General features: G+C 40.9%; 16 protein-coding genes. 4 read left to right on the top strand and 12 right to left on the bottom strand.

The genetic code is table 11. The annotated features are described in order from the left end of the window. Window positions 1–64: 64 nt before the first annotated feature. The 4 genes from ACFOTD_RS16900 to ACFOTD_RS16885 form a co-directional block, all read right to left on the bottom strand. Complete coding sequence (locus ACFOTD_RS16900) at window positions 65–1,033, bottom strand: sigma-70 family RNA polymerase sigma factor (protein WP_378120760.1); 969 nt, start codon at window positions 1,031–1,033, stop codon at window positions 65–67. Between the two features lie 405 nt (window positions 1,034–1,438). Then, window positions 1,439–2,707 carry a hypothetical protein gene (locus tag ACFOTD_RS16895; protein WP_378120758.1) on the bottom strand — a complete coding sequence of 423 codons (1,269 nt, stop codon included), beginning with the start codon at window positions 2,705–2,707 and terminating at the stop codon, window positions 1,439–1,441. A gap of 82 nt (window positions 2,708–2,789) precedes the next feature. Beyond that, complete coding sequence (locus tag ACFOTD_RS16890) at window positions 2,790–3,548, bottom strand: hypothetical protein (RefSeq protein WP_378120756.1); 759 nt, start codon at window positions 3,546–3,548, stop codon at window positions 2,790–2,792. Between the two features lie 964 nt (window positions 3,549–4,512). Then, complete coding sequence (locus ACFOTD_RS16885) at window positions 4,513–4,794, bottom strand: hypothetical protein (RefSeq protein ID WP_378120754.1); 282 nt, start codon at window positions 4,792–4,794, stop codon at window positions 4,513–4,515. Between the two features lie 382 nt (window positions 4,795–5,176). Between ACFOTD_RS16885 and ACFOTD_RS16880 the strand changes: the two genes are divergently transcribed. Both ACFOTD_RS16880 and ACFOTD_RS16875 read left to right on the top strand, forming a co-directional pair. Further along, window positions 5,177–5,428 (top strand): helix-turn-helix domain-containing protein, encoded by a 252-nt coding sequence (locus ACFOTD_RS16880; RefSeq protein WP_378120753.1) that lies wholly within the window; start codon window positions 5,177–5,179, stop codon window positions 5,426–5,428. Between the two features lie 252 nt (window positions 5,429–5,680). Further along, on the top strand, window positions 5,681–6,952 hold the full coding sequence (locus ACFOTD_RS16875) for a hypothetical protein (RefSeq protein WP_378120751.1): 1,272 nt from the start codon (window positions 5,681–5,683) through the stop codon (window positions 6,950–6,952). A gap of 157 nt (window positions 6,953–7,109) precedes the next feature. On the opposite strand, the gene ACFOTD_RS16870 is transcribed toward ACFOTD_RS16875, so the two are convergent. The 7 genes from ACFOTD_RS16870 to ACFOTD_RS16845 form a co-directional block, all read right to left on the bottom strand. Next, entirely contained in the window at window positions 7,110–7,412 is a 303-nt protein-coding gene (locus tag ACFOTD_RS16870; RefSeq protein ID WP_483862636.1) for a DUF7662 domain-containing protein, read from the bottom strand. Then, a complete protein-coding gene (locus ACFOTD_RS16865; protein WP_378120748.1) occupies window positions 7,403–7,861 on the bottom strand; it encodes a DUF6884 domain-containing protein in 459 nt (152 codons plus the stop codon). The genes ACFOTD_RS16870 and ACFOTD_RS16865 overlap by 10 nt, the downstream gene beginning before the upstream one ends. Further along, window positions 7,861–8,160 carry a GIY-YIG domain-containing protein gene (locus ACFOTD_RS34575; protein WP_483862635.1) on the bottom strand — a complete coding sequence of 100 codons (300 nt, stop codon included), beginning with the start codon at window positions 8,158–8,160 and terminating at the stop codon, window positions 7,861–7,863. The genes ACFOTD_RS16865 and ACFOTD_RS34575 overlap by 1 nt, the downstream gene beginning before the upstream one ends. 311 nt (window positions 8,161–8,471) lie before the next feature. Then, window positions 8,472–9,206 carry an NERD domain-containing protein gene (locus ACFOTD_RS16860; protein ID WP_378120746.1) on the bottom strand — a complete coding sequence of 245 codons (735 nt, stop codon included), beginning with the start codon at window positions 9,204–9,206 and terminating at the stop codon, window positions 8,472–8,474. A 267-nt stretch (window positions 9,207–9,473) separates the two neighbouring features. Further along, window positions 9,474–9,857, bottom strand: coding sequence for a hypothetical protein (locus ACFOTD_RS16855; RefSeq protein WP_378120744.1), 384 nt, complete (start codon window positions 9,855–9,857; stop codon window positions 9,474–9,476). 12 nt (window positions 9,858–9,869) lie between these two features. Continuing rightward, a complete protein-coding gene (dndD, locus tag ACFOTD_RS16850; protein WP_378120742.1) occupies window positions 9,870–11,864 on the bottom strand; it encodes a DNA sulfur modification protein DndD in 1,995 nt (664 codons plus the stop codon). Next, window positions 11,861–12,070 carry a DNA modification system-associated small protein gene (locus tag ACFOTD_RS16845; RefSeq protein ID WP_378120740.1) on the bottom strand — a complete coding sequence of 70 codons (210 nt, stop codon included), beginning with the start codon at window positions 12,068–12,070 and terminating at the stop codon, window positions 11,861–11,863. The genes dndD and ACFOTD_RS16845 overlap by 4 nt, the downstream gene beginning before the upstream one ends. Before the next feature lie 110 nt (window positions 12,071–12,180). On the opposite strand from ACFOTD_RS16845, the gene ACFOTD_RS16840 reads away from it, so the two are divergent. Both ACFOTD_RS16840 and ACFOTD_RS16835 read left to right on the top strand, forming a co-directional pair. Further along, complete coding sequence (locus ACFOTD_RS16840; protein WP_378120738.1) at window positions 12,181–15,084, top strand: PD-(D/E)XK nuclease family protein; 2,904 nt, start codon at window positions 12,181–12,183, stop codon at window positions 15,082–15,084. Beyond that, window positions 15,078–17,150, top strand: a complete 2,073-nt coding sequence (locus ACFOTD_RS16835; protein WP_378120737.1) for a UvrD-helicase domain-containing protein — start codon at window positions 15,078–15,080, stop codon at window positions 17,148–17,150. The genes ACFOTD_RS16840 and ACFOTD_RS16835 overlap by 7 nt, the downstream gene beginning before the upstream one ends. On the opposite strand, the gene ACFOTD_RS16830 is transcribed toward ACFOTD_RS16835, so the two are convergent. Further along, entirely contained in the window at window positions 17,145–18,146 is a 1,002-nt protein-coding gene (locus ACFOTD_RS16830) for a nuclease-related domain-containing protein (RefSeq protein WP_378120735.1), read from the bottom strand. The genes ACFOTD_RS16835 and ACFOTD_RS16830 overlap by 6 nt on opposite strands. Window positions 18,147–18,166 lie beyond the last annotated feature (20 nt).

The following is an 18,166-nucleotide window of genomic DNA, read 5'->3' as shown; positions in this document are numbered from 1 at the left end:
CCTCTCTCATGATATTCGTCGTTTGGTTGTTCTCAATCATATAGACGTAAGCCAATTACGAAATTCATCGGTCGAGTCGCTCAGGCAGACCAAATCGCGTAAATAATTCGGCGTTGATGAAATTTTGAACGTGCAGGATTTGATCCTCTTTGGTCTCGATGACGTGAATGCCCCAGGGCACCAGGTCGGCGTCCTCCTTGCCCGGCATATACTGGGCCAACGCCGGATAACCGCCATTCACCGTAACGGGCACAAACCGCGAGCCCTCGCAATGCCAGCGCGTAAGCGAATAGAAGGCGGACAAATCGTCCTTGCCGCGAATCCACATCTCGAAGGGCGGCATCGACATGCAGCCTTCCTCGTGGAACAACGCGACGAGCGCGTTGATATCGAATTGCTCGAAGGCCTCCACATACCGGGACAGCAGCTCCTGCTCCGGCTGAACGTCCATGCTGCTGAGCTCATCCGAGCGAAGCTCCGCACGTCCCATCGTCTCCCGGGCTCGCTGCAAGGCGCTGTTCACCGCTGCGGGCGACATCGCAAGCGTCTCCGCGATCTGCTTGGACGACCATTCAAATACATCCTTTAAAATGAGAACCGCACGCTGCCTCGGAGGCAAAGTCTGCAGGAGCGCGATGAAGCACAGCTGAAGCGTATCTCTGCGCACGAGCCGATCCTCCGGATTGCCCCCAAAGTCGGGAGACGGCCAGATCCAGGACGCGTCCGGATGCGTCTCGCGCGGCTCGACGATCGCGACGGCCGGATCGAACAAGTCAACGGGAAGCGCGCGGCGCTTGGATTGCCTCAGCTTGTCCAAGCACAGGTTAGATGCAATCCGATAGACCCAGGTTTTGAACGAAGATTCCTGTCTGAACGTGCTCCCGCCCTGCCAGACCCGAATACTCGTCTCCTGAACGGCATCGTCCGCATCGTCCATCGAGCCCAGCATCCGGTAACAGAACGACGTTAAGCCCGGCTTCAAGCTTGCAAATAAAGGTTCGTCAAATGCAGTCTCGTTCATCGTCTGGTTCATCGCGGCCTCCCTTAACGATCTCCCCGAAGGGCTACCTTCAGTATAATTCAAGGGGGCGGAGAGGCTCAATTGAATTTGTAGGCGGGAGCTTGAAGCCTTTTCTTGCATCCATTATTGAGGCAGCCGCTTATTGCGCTCCGCCTTCTTCTTATGTAATTAAACCATCAGCTCGTCCACCTTCCAACTCTGCGCCTGCACCGCCTTATTCATGTACAACAGTATCCCCTGCTCCAACGGCCGGCGCCCCAGCTCGTTTAACTTTCGCTTTTCCTCCAAGATTTAACTTGACTGTTATGGAGTCAATAATGCTGATGTCCATAGACCTTGCCAATTATAAGTGTTTGGCTGAAGAGTAGGGCCTTAGAATGTAAATAACCCGTCGAAAATGACAGGTTATAAAGTGTTTTACTTCTCAAGTACCGAAGGTATGAACCTCTTAAAATCCAAATCTGACAAATTAACATAGTATAATCTTGGCGCAAGTCCCTCTCCTGTGTCGGGGTTTTTATATCTCATTGTAATTAAGAGATTATTTTTCGTATTTCTCGAAATGTTGATGATATAATACCTTTCGTCATCAACATTAAACGTTGTTCTTTTCAGCGTGCCGTCTGTGTAACTCAGTAGATATAGGTCATTGCTCTTGTTGAACGATTGATAAAACAAACCCGAAAATTTGCTTTTTGCAGATTCTGAAGCCATTTCAAATTCTGGATCAACATTCATAATAGGATGCAGAGAGTTATTTGTAATTTTCCCCATAAATCTAGTGATGCTAAAATTCGCATAGTATATATAATCGTTCGAAACGACAAAATTGGATACACCTTGACGTAATTCATTCTCGGGCGAGTCGATAGAATTAGATGGAATCTTAGAAACATCGACAGATCGCAGAAAAATCATATTATGGTCATATACATCTAGATACATCCGTATTTTACCGCCTGATTCTATTTTCAAGCGTAATAATGAAATTGTATTTTCGTCAGATGTTATCTGCCGGATAGCTTCTCCTGTATTTGCTCTGTCATCAAAATCAAATTTCTTTAATAGCTTTCTCTTGTTCGTTTCTGAATTATATTCTTCTAACACAGAACCGCCGGTTGCGACTACTCTAACCAATAACAGTTTATTGCCCACAGCAGTCATCGTATTGTAAGGAAATCCCCCTCTTTCAGAAAAAACAACTGACATCGAATTATTGGATAAGTCCACTTTATAAAGATAAAGCGTTCTATTTTTAATATCCGAAATTTCACCAGTTGTAACATACATGTATAAAGAGTTACCAATGACTGTCGTATCATACTTAGCTTCGTAAGACCAATTCTTAACTGTACCCAATTTTATATTTTCTTTTGTTTTAAAAATGTAGCGATAGTAATCCATATCAGTTATTGAGTCAACAGACCCGGTCGGAATCTTATTATAAATAATGCTGTCATCTGTAAGAACTAAAATTCCATAACGTTCAATTTTTCCAATCTCTTTATTATTGATGTCATAAATAGAGACTTCTTCATTGGAAATAGAAGAACCTGTGGTGCGTGCAGTACTAGGAGAAATTGCTGTTTGTTTAGATTCATTTATTTTTTCGTTTTTAGAATTGCCATTACAACTACATAGAATCATAATAAAAGCCAATCCAAGCATTACGATTAATTTTTTCAAACAAACCCTTCCTTTTCGTAAGAGCTATCAAATGCAATCAAGAGGTGTTTGCTTAAACAAACACCTCTTGATTGTTATACTTTTACCAGATCACGCAAATTGTAACAGAACTAGCAACGGATGATGTTTTTTCATAATAATATGCCCACCCCGATTGTGTTCCGCCTAGTGGATCGGCGAATTGTACTTTTGACTTGTCATCATAAATTGCGTTAACGGCCAAATTGTGACCACTTGTTGAATAGTGCCAATTAGCTCCAGTAGAATTTACAATCCCCACCGAACTAGGCGATTGCATAGTTACAACATCGTAATACAAGTTATTGAGCAGAGTTGTTTGGCTTGGGCTTGAAGTATAAATATAATGAACTGTACTTTGCTTGCTATTTAAGTATGCCGGAATCGTTGTAGGATCTGTGCCACTAGTTGTGGTTCCTAATGCAGTCGCGATCGTAGACTGACTATCAGATGTTCCCGAAAGATATTGCACGATACTCTTTGAAACTGCTGGAGAACAATAATAAGTTTGTGTTTGCTGATACATAGTGAAAGTACCTGGTATTGAGATCTTAGTTGCTGCTGCTCTCGACAAGAGAGATTGTGCATCATATTCTTCTGTAACTTCCTCAGCACTGCGGATTTTTTCATTTATTTTCGCCCGCTCCTCTTCGGAGAGACTATTAAAATAGTTTTCGTTTTCTTCAGGAGTTAAAACGATTACGCCAGAGGCTACATTTTCTTTAGTTTCAGATGTATTTTCTTCAGCACTTGCAACAGTAACAAAAGAAGAAAGCATTGCTAATGCCAGGAAAAGACTTAGAATTCTTTTTGTCTTCTTCAAACGTAACACCCTTTCAAATTGGTTTTTATTTTGAAAGCTGGCCAGCTATTCAAACACATTAAAAAGTAACTCGTCAATCTCAAAAAGATAAAAATGCAAATATACTACACCAAAAGTGTTAACACACGCTCGCCAAAGCCTGTTGATATACGTTTATATTAATCATGTCAATCTGTACCTGTTAAAAGAAAACCAATTATGAAACAAATTTTATTTTTTCTAATTACAAGAACATTATATATCACAAACCACAATATTACAATTTTTTAATTATATGTTAATTTAAAAGTGCATGCTTGACATCCCGTGGAATAATTGCGCCATCAAAGAACCTCCCATTAATTAGTGGGGATCATTACTTCTAGGATCTTGCGCAGTAGTCTTCCACTTACTTGAAGTGAAATGGAAGGGTAAACGTCACACGAGTACGACCTTCCCATCTTTTAGATGCGATTGGTGCAAGGCAGAAAATGAAGTAATTATCACAAATGATGAGCCATCAATATAGAAGACAACCAAAAAATACAAAAACGTTGCTTACATGTAAAAAATTTGTATCAAAGGAACGTTCGTACCAACATCCATGAATATTAGTCTAATGTTGCCGTGCTAAAGCTAAACCCGATATGCGAAGCTCCGCATCGGTCTACAAGATATTCCTTAGCAACCCGTTCGAGACTTCCACCTTGATATCCGCTCATGCTTGACTTACAACTAGAACAGAGCTGATGACTTATGCGTCTCAGCTCTATGTAATATATCGCCTATTATCAACTTCACTTATTTTTAACGTAATCTTTTAGGAAAAAGTACATCATCAACTTCTCAATCTACCAGCAAACAAGCCTTAGCTTGCGAATACGTGATTGCGTTTACCCACCATGTCGGAACCCACGATTTCCTCAAACTGATTATTAGTCAGTGTAACCGACGAATTAACGAAAGTATGAAAAAATCAGTGTCATTACTCTTCTTCCGAACGATCAGCCATCAGCGCCGCAGCCAACCGAGCTCCATCCTTCACGCCCTCCATATACAGACGCTCATTCTCCAGCGCTCGCCTGTACAGATGCCTGTCTTCCCAAGCCATGTACTTGGTAAACTGTATCGCATCCATACCGCCGTACAACGATGCGAATGCCTCCTGCTCCTCATCGCGTGCTTGCCGCAGCTCCATTCCTACATCGCTGTGGGAAATAATCTCGTCAAGCCGCTGCTGCATGGCATTCCGAAACCAGTCCGGCACTTCCATACGCCTCCCCTTCCTTGCATCCATTATGGACGCAGCCGCTTATTGCGCTCCGCCTTCTTCTTATGTAATTGAACGATCAGCTCGTCCACCTTCCGACTCTGCGCCTGCACCGCCTCATTCATGTACAATGGTATCCCCTGCTCCAACGATCGGCGCCCCAGCTCGTTTAACTTTCGCTTTTCCTCCTCATACTGATGGAGTAAGTGGAGCATGGTTGGCCCTCCCTGCATCGTGTTTAATCGCTTTGTGCTCTTCTAAGATGCGGGCATTTTCAATACTTTACTGCGAAAATCGGTTTATTTCATTTTAATGCGATTATCGCATTAAAACAACCATAACCTCACTTACAATTTGGCTAAATGTGAGGTGCGATCAGATGAAGCATCGGAAAGAACCGCCAGGCGATAAAAACATAATCGGCACCAAAGTGGTTGCCGTCCGCACAGCTAAAGGTTTAAAGCAAAAGGAGTTTCTGGCTAAGCTCCAGACCTTTGGTCTTGATATAAGTCCAACTAGTCTGTCACGTCTGGAAGGGCAGTACCGGCTTGTTCAGGATTATGAAGTTCTCGCTATTGCGAGGGCTTTGGATATTTCCGTTAGTGAGTTATTGGGCGAAGATGCAGAATAAAAATAAAACCTTTGCTTGGATAATGAAACCAAAAAAGTAATTTCCTTAAACTATTGGCCCTTCATAAACTAAATATCAGCAAAGCCGTGAAGCGACGCGTGTCGCTTCCTATTGCCATGAGCGAGGCCGGTAAAAGCGAGCCTCACTGAATAAATATTTGAACTTATATAGACTAGGAATTAAGCCTTCAAATTGTATAAAACACTAGAAAGAATGCAGTGAGGAAAAATTTTTTCGTGAAAGGGAGAACCTATGAAACTTGAAGATTTCTTATATTATTTATCTATAGCCAAAAGCCCCTCTGATATAGTGCTGGCTTGGAGTACTATGGGAAGTGCAGTTAGAAATTCTAAGGCAGTTATTACACTGGAGAATTATGAGAGGAGCACTTTCTCTCAAAATGCTGTAAAAACTCTTTACTTGGATAATAACGACTTCATTCCTTATTTCCAATCTCCATATTTTTATTTTGTTGACGATGATATTTTAAAAAACATGTTCTCAACTCGGAATAATGTTGAAATTCCGGTTGATTACTCTATTATGTTTGATACAAATTATGCAAGTTATATCCATCTTTTTGTTAATAATAATACAGGCGACCTGAAAAACGAAGTATTCCAATCTATTGCTACGTTACTTCGAGACAATTATCAGTATGATTTTAATTTTTATCTCATTGAAAATTCGAAAAAAATAGACTTAGACATCAATTGGGATATTATCACTTTTATTAAACAGAACAAAGCTATTTTCACTAATATAGTAAGCCTGCAATTATTTAAAAACATCGATACTGAACTTTTCAGAACTAAAGGAAGAATAAATTATACAATTACTTACGAAGAAGCTGAACAAGAAGCAAAAGTAGTTATTTCTGATCTTTTTTGCACCGAGCAGGGGAAAGAATACTTACTTAGTTTCGCATTTATACAAAAGCAAATGACTTTATTTTTAATTGGTATGTTAACAATACATTTCTCAAGTAACAGGAACGCTTCAAAAAAAATGCTCGATTTATTTCAGTTTATGGACCAAAAAATGGGGACCTTTTTTGATAGAGAATCTATAATTGCACATAAGTTTTTTAAAAAACAAAGCGATATTATTATTTTTAATAAAATACAAAAAAAAGGAGATACTAAAAATCTCTTTGAAACTATTAATAATATTGCATGGGACTTTATTACACCCCGTACTATGGAACTAGTTATGCGATATGGTGGAGAAGGAAAATTTTTTATCCCCTTCTTACTATCGCATGATATTGGCTTAAAACAAGTACTGCAACTCTTCAGCATAAAGGGGTGTTTTTTCGACAATAGTATGAAAGTCATACCAATACCTCAACAAAACACTAATGAATATTATGAATCTGAAAATTGCAAATTGGATTTAACATCTTATTTTTCTGAAGAAAATAAATCCACTAGGGCAAAAAGATTAGAAAAAAACAGACAAGAGATTAACGAGATTTTAATTGAAGAATTTGAAAAATTAGTTGAAGCAGTGACAAACCATTAAGTTTTTAATTTAATCCTTTATTCGTTTACAGCGTAGATTGCCCTGCTTGCGGTATTGCGGTTACCTCCGACTTCTTCAAACTAATTGAAATTGAATACGAACTAAAACAGAGCTGAGACGACTTCTGCGTCTCAGCTCTTTGAATTATTAGCCTATATTAATCACGCCAATTTCTTGAACTGATCTTAGGAAGAAATACAGCATCAACTTCCCAATCCGCCAACAACCACGCCTTAGCCTGCGAATGTGTGATATCGTTCGCCCACCATGCGCGATGATTTGTAGCAGAGGCCGGTAGCGCAAAGACGATGATCTCCTCATTTTGATGCATGCTCAGCGTCACCAACGAATCATCGAACGTAATCAAATAATCATATAGCTTCTGATACTTTCCTACGAGTGGGGTATCGGAAGCGTCACTAAATTTCGCTTGTTTAACAACTACGGGATTTAACTTGATTTCCTCTCCCTCAATGCATTCGACAGCCGCTGCAGCATATACCCGATACCCTTGCAGTCGCTCAATGGAAAATGCAGTGCCTGCCCCTCTGTAAATATTCGCTTGATTCTGGATGTGTAGTGCTGGCCGCCTAATACAGTGATCTCGGAGAACTCGGACAACGATTTGTCCTTCGCTTGCTTAAGAAGAGCATCGATCGTTATCATCTGCGCGCTCGGTTTAACAAACGATACATCATAAGGAGCTTCGACTATATCATCAGGAAAAAGAAATCCATGCTTGGCTGATAGAATGACCCAATGATCGAAGAACCGCTCAGCATACCGCTTGCATGCTTTTGACAAGACGCCAGTATACACATTCCTCGCATGCTGAGGTCCCGCTTGAGGAGCCTGGTCCCAGATCTTCGCCGAACCGCAGGGAATGATGCAAAGCCCCTTATCCTTCATTAAGCACCCACCAATCTGCCCAGATCCCCAACTGATAGCGACGTTTTGTACAATTCATTTACCTGCCACAGACCGCTTTCTCTAATCTTGTCTATAGGTGAGGATAATCCAAGCCAATTAGCGGATGACTGACACCACTTACAAATGGAGACTGTGGACATTATTTTCGACTTCAACTCGAGACGCTCTTTCTTCTCGGGAATTTCAATCACACTGAACGAAAAATGTCGTTGCATGTACTGCGTGACCTGCTTTTCCACTTGCTGTTGATAATCGGTATCCACCAGATCATTGTACATTCTCTTTCCCTCAGCGGAGGTTAAGTCCAGATCCCATATCTTCAGGTAATCATCATTCTAGCGATTCAGTAGACTTCTGCTTCTCCTTGAGAAAGTGCTGCATTAAACGCGAGCGAAGTTGATCAGCACCCGTATGAGATCCGACGAGCACAATGCGATCGACTTGATGAGCCCGCTCACCTTTCTCAAACATGAGAAAATACCGTTTAGGGAGATTGCCTGCTCTTCAAATGAAAATTGATATCGCGATAAGCTCTGTACGTGCCTATGCAACTTCTCGCAAAGCTCGCTCATCCGGTAGAACTCCTTTATTAGCCAGTCTTAGTAAATCTACATTTCGGATAGCTGCTACAGCCAATGAATGCACCATTCTTTCCGCGTCTCTCCACCAGTTTCCCGCTGCATCTCGGACAGATGCCCGAACTCACCAACGCCTCTTTTTCCTTCAAGTTCATTTTGATGTCGGCGACGTGTTTTTTTCGTTCATGTCGGGTATGAACAGTCTTAGTAGACAGTGCCTTATGAATATCTAGCCTCTTCTCCTCGGGCAACACGATCGTCTTATACTTCTGTATCGTTGATACCAACCTCGTCGTGTAAACGACCTCTGCACTCATAGGCTCAAGCTTAAGGTCCGCACGCGTGCTAAAAGCAACGATGGATATGAATGGTATCGTCTCATCCTTCAGAAAACCTTCCAGCGCCTTAATATGTCCGTAGTTCTGCCGGATCGGATTGTAGAGCTTCTCCTTGCGTTTGTATATCACTTGCGTCCAATACTCCGACTTCTCGCTCCCCATGATACATCCCGTGTAGTTCTTGGTCTCAATGACAAACACACCATAATTCGATACGACGAGATGGTCGATCTGCGATGTCTTCCCGTCGGGTCGCTGGATCATAACATCGTGAAGGACGGTGTATTCTTTGAGATCGAGCTTGCCTAGCTTACGACGAACGGAGAATTCGCCTATTACGCCTTTGATCTTAGGGGGCTTTGATATTATGATGAGGATGATAAAAACAAGCATAGTAAAATAAATCATTGTAATAAAACTCCTCAGATATCCTTCAGAATTAGCGAAAAAAGTTGCTGCTAATATTCTCAGTGTCTCTTTTAATGTATATTTGTAACTAGCTGTGATAGCAGCAGCCGTTACAACTCTCAGTTCAAAACCTCAAAACATATTATACAAATCCAGTGTAGTAGTTTGAAAACTTCGAGCTTCATAAAGGAAAATAAGCTGGAGGCATTTGAATAATAATTCTAAACAAACAGAGCAAAGAGGTAATATCACCTCTTTGCTCTGTCTTTACACATGTTTGCTCACGAGATATAAAAAATAGTTGTCCAAATCGGATAATGAATCAATTTCTTCACAAATAGTATCCAGACCTTGCTCGATATAACGAACCATATAATCGTCAAAACCGCTCTCATCCAGCGGCTCTCCTAGCTTCTCCATCATAATGTGTTTGTAGAGCATATATTCCTCACCTTTTGCAAGGACGCCGCTACCCACTTCATGTTTGGTTTTTTTTCCTTCTCTCTTTGGAGGAATAGAATCAAAAGTCAATCCTTTGACATAAGCAAGCTTTAATGCCTCAGGTCGTTTTTCGTTCCAGTCCAACTCGCTCATAAGTTTAAACAACTTTTCTTCGCCTTCTATGGTCAGTGAAAATCGTCCATGTGCCATGCAGCGTTACTCCTATTCGAAAGCAAAGTAGCCTTCCATAATCTCTGTTGACTTTACTTCTTCGTTATATTCAAGTAAATAAGATTTTTGCACGTATGGGGTGATTTCTTCATAAAAGTCTTTTGTAATTTCAGTATCTGTCGACAAAATAATAACTTGATCGCTTAGGTTCGTAAAGAATCGGTTGACGAGATTTGACTTATGATCGCTATCGAGACGTGCAAGTGGAGTATCAATAACGAATGGGAAACTTGTCCCTGATACCTTCGTTAACGCCCAGATCATCGCAAGTGCTATCAATTGCTTCTCCCCCTCTGAGCGAGAAACCAAATTAATTTCACTATTCGCATCATCATAAATCCTCAGCACAAATTCCTCTGGATGAAACTCGACACGATGCAAGTCATTCTTGCGGAACAGTTGCAACAGAATGGTTTCAATTTCTACCTTCAAACGTTTTGCTTTAAGTACCGTTACTTGGTCAATAAATTCTTGTGTTGCGTTAATAAGCTTCGTCATCATATTTACTTTCTCTTCAACAGGACCGAGCTCTTGTCTTGCTTGTCTTTTGTTTGTCAATTCTCTCGAGAGACGCACATGTTGGTCCTGTAGCCTTCGCAACACTTCATTACGCGCTTTCCTCGTTGAATACAGCGCGCCAAGTTCTTCGGAAACCTTACTAATTTGCTCATCTTCTTCGTGTGTATCAATTACATCGGGCGCATCCTTAATTTGATCATGGAGCGTTTTTAGCTCATTTTCCACTCGTGTTCGCTTCGTAAGGATTTCTGAGATATTGATATTTCCCTGTGGGCTCCAGTTCAATATATTTTGAAGTTCATTGTTTGATAAGTAGTCGACATGTAGCACATTCATAGGTTCCACTTTCATTTCCTGCACTTTATTGATACGCGTCCATGTTTCTCGCCCATGATTCATAAGCTGGTTCTTTTGTTCCACACTCAGAGCAGGCGTCATGGGCTTACTTAGCATATCAGTTATGAACTTGTCATACGGCGCAAACATCGCTTGGCTACGACTTAACGCTGTCTGATAGTTTTGCTCCTTTCGAATAGCTTGCTGAAGCCGAATTACTAATGGTTTTATAATCAATTTTGGTAAGGCATTATCAAAACTTTTAACCGCTTGATTCAGCTTTTTTAGCTCGTTCTCGAGTTCTCCAATGCGCTGATGAATCTGACCCTTTGTCGAGGATGCATTGGCGAGCTTTCTACGTCGCTCTTGATTGAGCCTGTTTTTTTCTTCGCTTAAATACTGAATCTTTAAATCGTCAGGACGTTCTTTTGCTTTTAGAGATTCCAATTCATCGGTACAAGTTTCAAGCTCCTTAACCAACTTCTCAAGGTCTGTATCTTTGACTGATTTAGACAAATTCAGCTCTGTGTTATACCGAATCTGATTTAAGTCCAGATGGAGTTGATTATAAAGCTCAAGAGAAACAATTTTTTGGATTGCTTTAACCGTTTTTTCTTTGTCGTGTTCGCCGACCAAATCTTTAATTTTTTCTGCATCAAAAATGAAAAAAGGTGCAACGTCAAGTGGGATCCGTTGATCAATAAATGCGATAAATTCATCATCTGAAGTCGTCGCTTCTCGAAGCAAATCCCCGGCGATAACAAAAATACGCCGATTCTCTTGAACCTCACCTTTGTCAGTTTCTTTAAATGTAACTTCAATCAGGTACTGACCCGTTCGATCAGAGAACGAAAGCTCTATTGTGCTTTCTCGTCCACCTTCTCTATAGAAGGTTCGATTAATGGCGTCCCGCTTTATTTGTTCGTACTCGTCTTTTAAAAATTTCCGTCTGCCATATAGACAGATAAAAACCGCATTGATAAGTGAGGTTTTGCCATGTCCATTTTTTCCACCGATAAGAGTGATGTTTGCTTTATAAGGGCTATCCAATTGCTTTTCATTTTTAAAACTAACTTCTTGCGAGCCATAGTAGGGGCGGTAATTGTTAAACCGGATGTAATTAAAAATCATAATGCATTAATCCCCGCTTCCTCTTCCTCAATCCAGGACTCAATTAGTTCAGTTATGCGGTCATAAATCCCCCGACGCCTTGCCATATTTTTATCCGCATATTCTTTTTCAATAATAAACAATTCCCGAAGGTATTGTGGATTTATGCCATTTTTCATGCATATTTCAACTAAGAGGCTATCCTCTTCTTGAACGCTTATTGTCATGTGCACGACTTCCTCGCTTTTCATGCCCATCGTAGATGCCCATGCTGATGGACTTAGTGTATAATTAGAATTATAGTAAATTTGACCCTATTTTGCTAGGAGGATTTACCGTGGACATATTATGCTCTCCACATACTGAAGACATCGAAAAAAGCCTAATGGAGAAGGATTTTATCAGTCAACGGTACTTACACCTCACGCCTACCATGATCTTATTTCGTAGACGTATTCGTTTCTATTTGAATATGGAGACAATTAAAAAAGAGATTAAAGAGAAACCTGATGTCCCTGCCGATATGAAGCCGGAAGAAAAAGTGCATCAGTTTGTTGACATCTTCGAAATCAATCAATTTGTCAAATCACTTCGTCGGACTTCTAATGTCCATGTTTTAAATAAAGCGGAAGCAACCGTTTTACTCGAGCGCATTCTCTCCGCAAATCAAGTTACCAACAATCCTAGTTGGTCTTCTGCCATGCTAGATATATACGACTTATTTACACAACTCAGTTTAAGCGGGCTTTCACTTACGACGCTTCGAAGTTTTGATTCCAGCTCAAAGTGGCAGTTCGTACTTAGCCTATACGAAACCTACCTGTTGGAGCTTAAAGCACAAGACGCTTTCGATGCTGCCCTCCTTTCTAGGAAGCAACTCGAAACCCTTGATGTCTCCGGATATGCTGAATTGATCTTGGATGGTGCCTTTCTTCCCTTTACGCCCATGTTGCAGCTCATTATCGAGAAGTTTCAATCGCAAGGAAAACGAATTACCGTGTATCTGCCCTTCGATTCTGATCGAAACGATCATCCTGCACTCAAAGCCATTACACAGGTGTATGAAAGGTTTAAGCCCAACACGAGTTGGATCTCTGTAAAAGAAGCGGAATCCGACTCTTTTTTCATTAAGCGTTTGCCCAAGCTCATTTTTCGAAACGAAGCGTCTACTCATGTGGATCCCTCATTTCAGATTCTTCGCTTTAGCACCGTCGAAGAAGAGCTTCATTTCATTATGCAAACAATCGCGACGCTACTTCGGCATAAAGGTACTAAACCTGAACAGGTCGTGATAGTGACTCCTGGCGCCATGGAAATCCGCCCGCTTATTCGCGAAATCTCGGAAGAATACAACCTTCGGGTACACTTGCCTAAGCGCCCGCTTCTCCATTTGAATCAAGGACGAGCTATTAAACACCTTTTTGATATTCGCATAGATACTCGGAAAGAAAAGGATACTTACTTGACAAGTAAGATTATGAAGGTCTTTTTAAACGAATCCATAGTTAAGCATACCCCCCAAATACTTCAGGCGTTTGAGAAAATTGAGGGCTTCTTCGAGGACTGCAACTCAGTATCTGATTTTTTCGTCAAGATATCACAGCTTCAAAAAGCCCATGAATTAATTGAACCTAAGTATGATCAACATCCATTAAGAACTGTTTTGCCGGAACAACTTGAAGAAATCAAGCGTATTGCTTTGTTTCTCGAAAATGCCAGTGCCATCTTGGTAAATGCTCCTGATGCTCATATCATTGCTCACATGCAGCGATTAATTGCTTATCTGAAGTCCGATTCTCATTTCCGTGAACTAGACGATGACATTTGGAGTCGTCTCCAGTCGATCTTGCAGTCTACCAGTGGTCAGCAAAACTTGGTTATGACAAGTATGGAATTTGGCGAACGTGTGTCGGCACTCTTTAATGAAGGAGAAGAGTTTGAACCCGGCGAACAGCCAGTAGAGGATGACACAGACGTCGAGTTAAAACGAGAAATACTCGTAACTGGTCCAAACAACGTTGAGTTTCAGCGCTATGATTATGTGTTCCTGTGTCGATTTACTCAAGACGTTTATCCTGAAGCAAAACGATATAACTGGCTAATGTCTAAAAAGATCGAACACGCTTGGCTACAACATAGTACATCTTCTCCTTTTAAAGACACAAAGGCGCTAGAATATTTTTATTTAGATCGCGGAATGTATCATATCTACCTTGCTCTATGTGCGCCACGTACGCAGCTAACCATTTCCTATGCCCAAATGGACAATGGTTTGCCCCTGACGCCTGCACATTACTTGCACGATATTGCTAAAACATTTGGTATTCAAGAAGGGGATCGTCTCGCAAATAAAAATGAACCTACACTTGAACAACTTCTGGAAAAACATAAAATACTTAAATCTCCATCAAAATTTATACCTATTTCATCAAATGAGCCAACAAGTCCTCAAAGCTGGCACATCGCAGAACGTGATTTTACAGCCGAAGATGTGGCAATTTTTTATTATTGTCCACGCCGTTTTTACTACCAAAGTAAACATGAAGAACAACATACATTTCACCAACTATTTCATCTACAAGCCTATGCGACGTCATGTCTTCATGAAAAAGCGGTTGAACTTTTTGTAAATGGAGAGTCATTCCCCATTACAGAGATTATTGATACGAGCAAGCAACTTAAGCGGCTGAAAGACGTTATCGTAAGGCGTCGAGAAGAGGCAGAAACGTCGATACGACCCTTGTTCCCCCTTAGCTTACGCCATTGGCAAAACGTCCGTGTGCAAGCAGATTTTCATTTGACAACTTTGCTAGATCGAATATTTAAAGGAGACTTTGTGAAAGAATTTCGAAAACGTGGGAATGCATCTATCTCGGTTAGTATGAGGATTGCTTCACAAGACGATTTCATCCAAATGGATGATTTCAGTTTCTCATCAATACGTGAGCTTGAAGTACAATATGCTGGGCGGGATGTACATCGATATTCAATTTCCAACAAAAAAGACATCCTCTCCTTCTCGTCATCTGACTATGATGAAAAGGATTCAATGAAAGAAATTAAAGACTGGTACCTCACTTTTAAACGCGAATTTAAGAAGAGGACACCCTATGTCACAACAGCCCTTGAACAAGTTATCGAAGCGGTTCGTACAGGCTCCTATCCGAAAAAAACAGGCGGGCATTGTAAATACTGTTCCTTTAATACTATTTGCCGGGAGCGAGAGGTCGATTCATGCTAACTAAAGAGCAACAAGCAGCCGTTCATTCCGATGCCAAATTTATATTAGTGAAAGCAGGAGCCGGTACAGGAAAAACTGAGGTGCTTAGTCAGCGTATTTTAAGGCTTCTTAATCAGAATCAAGATCTCAGCATCTCCGATATGGCAGTTATTACGTTCACAAACAAAGCCACCGAAAACTTGGTGGGACGATTAAAACTCTATTTATATCACAGTTGGAAAGCAAACTCAGACATCGATGCAAAAAAGCGTCTGCGTTATGAACTTGAAAATTTAAATGCTGTTCAGATTTCAACAATTCATTCGTTCTGCAAATCGATTTTAAACGATGCCGGACCATTGAGCTTCGATGATTTTAATTATTCTCCCAACTTCAATGTTTCCGAGTCCTCGTCGAGACAGGCATTAGAACGAGCATTTGAATTTTTTTACACAAATAAAAGTAACAAAAGTGAACATATTTACCATGAAAATATTATGCCTTACCATCGTTTTAGAGATATATTTAACAAACTTTATCATATGCTGCGTTCTCAAGGCTTGTCCATTTCTGATGTTGTAACAAAAACTAAAAAAGAAATGCGCATTGATATGGGCATCGTTAAAGGCATTAAAAATGAGCTTGTAGAGCTCCTTGTACTTGTCGTCCAATACCATCAGCAACTTCGTCACCAGACACTTGATCCAGATAATTTGCTTGAATACTGCTACAAGCTTCTAGTTCGAAGTTCGGATGCTGCAAATCAAATAAAAAATAAGTACAAATATGTTTTTGTTGACGAATTTCAAGACACCTCCTTATACCAGACGGGAATTATAAAGAAAATATGCGATGGAAGCCCTGAGAGTCCGTCTCTATTCGTCGTTGGAGATAGCAAACAATCCATATATCAGTTTCGCGGAGCTGATTTGTCGTCATACCAACAAGTTGAGCGATGGATACAAAGAGATGGCGAAATTTTAACTTTGTCAACTAACTTTCGCTCAACAACGGAATTAGTCATGCTTGTCAATATTCTGTTTAGGCGAATTAAAGAAGCCAATCCACAGTATTCATTCCAACCTGAACCATTACGACCTCGAGAGGAATCAACTGCTCCTGTTGATTATACTTCTGCTTATGAATGGTTATTATCCATTGAAAAAGAGGGAATTAAACAACCGGAACTTGTTGCTCGTTACATAAAAGAAAATATCGATAAAGGTATGTCTCCAAAAGATTTTGCAATTCTTTTTAGGAAGAACTACCAGATGATGGACTTCTATGCTGCGCTTACTGCGGTGGGAATCCCCGCTCAGCTAATTGGCGCTGGAAGTTTCTATAATCAGCGTGAAGTAGTTGATACATACAAAATACTCAATTACATCTTGAATACAACTAATCCCGTATATGCAGAAGAAGCACTTGAAACTTTTTATGTCCAGAATGATCCAATGCGGCTCCAGATGCTAGCAGATGCTCTCGTGCCTATTATTCAAAAGCGTACACCTGCACAGTTGCTAGACCGTCTTTACCAGGTAAGCAACATACGTGAGCGGATTGCCAGCACTCTCCCACAAGGCGTGGCGAACCTAAATAAGTTGAAAGCTTTAACACGAAAGCTTAGTATTAGCGAAAGTCTGCAACTTCAAGAGTACACCGGCTGGCTACACGCCATGATTGCCTCGCAAAAAGAAGAGCAACAAGCCGATGTTGCCGAGGGTAATGACATTGAAGCAGTCACTTTAATCACCATTCATAAAGCGAAGGGACTGGAATATCCCGTTGTCATTTTGCCCCGTCTTGAAGAATCGACAAGTCAATCGGTTCTCGCCCCACCGATTATTTATTCGAATCAGACGGGACTTGAATTTAGTTATGCCCCCTACTATGGAGATCGCAATTCAAAAATTGTGAGTACAAATTATAATGGAATGATAGATGATTTTCAAAATGAGCTTTACTCTGAGGAACTGCGGGTATTTTATGTTGCACTAACACGAGCTGAAAAAAAATTAGTGTTCGTCGGTGACGAACACTGTCCAAAAAAATCAATTTGTTTTCAAAATTGGCTCCGCCTGTTATAAGGAAGAACTGCTAAAAGAAACACGATTGTAAGCCACACTAAGCAACTTGCTTAGCGTGGCTTCTTTTAACTCATCCATAGCTTCTAGATGGATATCCATTATAAAGCTATACTGCTTCTCATCTAGTTCTTCGATCATATTGAGATTAGCAAACTTTAGCCCCGTTACGCCCATGCTGGCAAGAATTTGTTGCGTTTCCTCAACGAGCGACGCTCTTTGTAAAAAGCGTTCTCTTAAGGTATAGATCCTAATCGATGAAAGCGCTATGCCGCTTGCTAATAAATGTCTAATCTCAGTTGCTATATGAAGTACTTCGTCCACTACACTAGGGAACGCTTTAATATTCGGTTTAAATGACTCAAACCAAGCTTGGCGGAGGGCATCAAATTCGGGCACAATCAGAACAGGATGCATTAGTTTCACAAAGGCGCTAGTTACATCATACGGTATTTCTATTATTCGGAACTTAGAAACGAGAATCTCAGTGATTGTCTGCTCAATACGTTCGGGTTCATCAAAATTATCCCTAACCAAAAGGTATTGATCAGGAATAACTTTTGACATGTTAATAACCTTTGCATCATGGCTTGATATGTTTACCATCCAAACAGCACACATAACCGGAAACATCAATTTCCCCTGATACCTACCAGTTTCCACACAAAATTCGCGTTTACTTTGGAGATTTTCGGACAGCTTGTGTTTATAATGCCGTGCTTGCTCGTATGGAGACAATACGGATTTCTGCTGCCCCTCTACCGACAGTCCCCAGTAATTCGGCGTGAGCGTTTGAAGCGTCTGTGTAGTATAGTCCTTTACTTCAATGATTAGCGTCCCCGCATAAGGAGAAAAGAGTACAATATCGGGACTAGTATCATTCACAAGTGGTTCATGAAAAATATGCCATGCATCTGAGAGGTGGTCCTTTAAAAACGTGAACACACGCTCTTCGCCCGCAGTTTGAAACAGCGGCTCTGTGGGATAGATATATGCCACATACTCACCCCTGAGCAGTA

The organism is Cohnella sp. GCM10012308 (genome assembly GCF_042649185.1).
In the GTDB taxonomy this organism is placed as follows: Bacteria; Bacillota; Bacilli; order Paenibacillales; family Paenibacillaceae; genus Cohnella.
The sequence above is the reverse complement of the archived record's forward strand: the minus strand, read 5'-3'. Positions and strand labels throughout refer to the sequence as shown.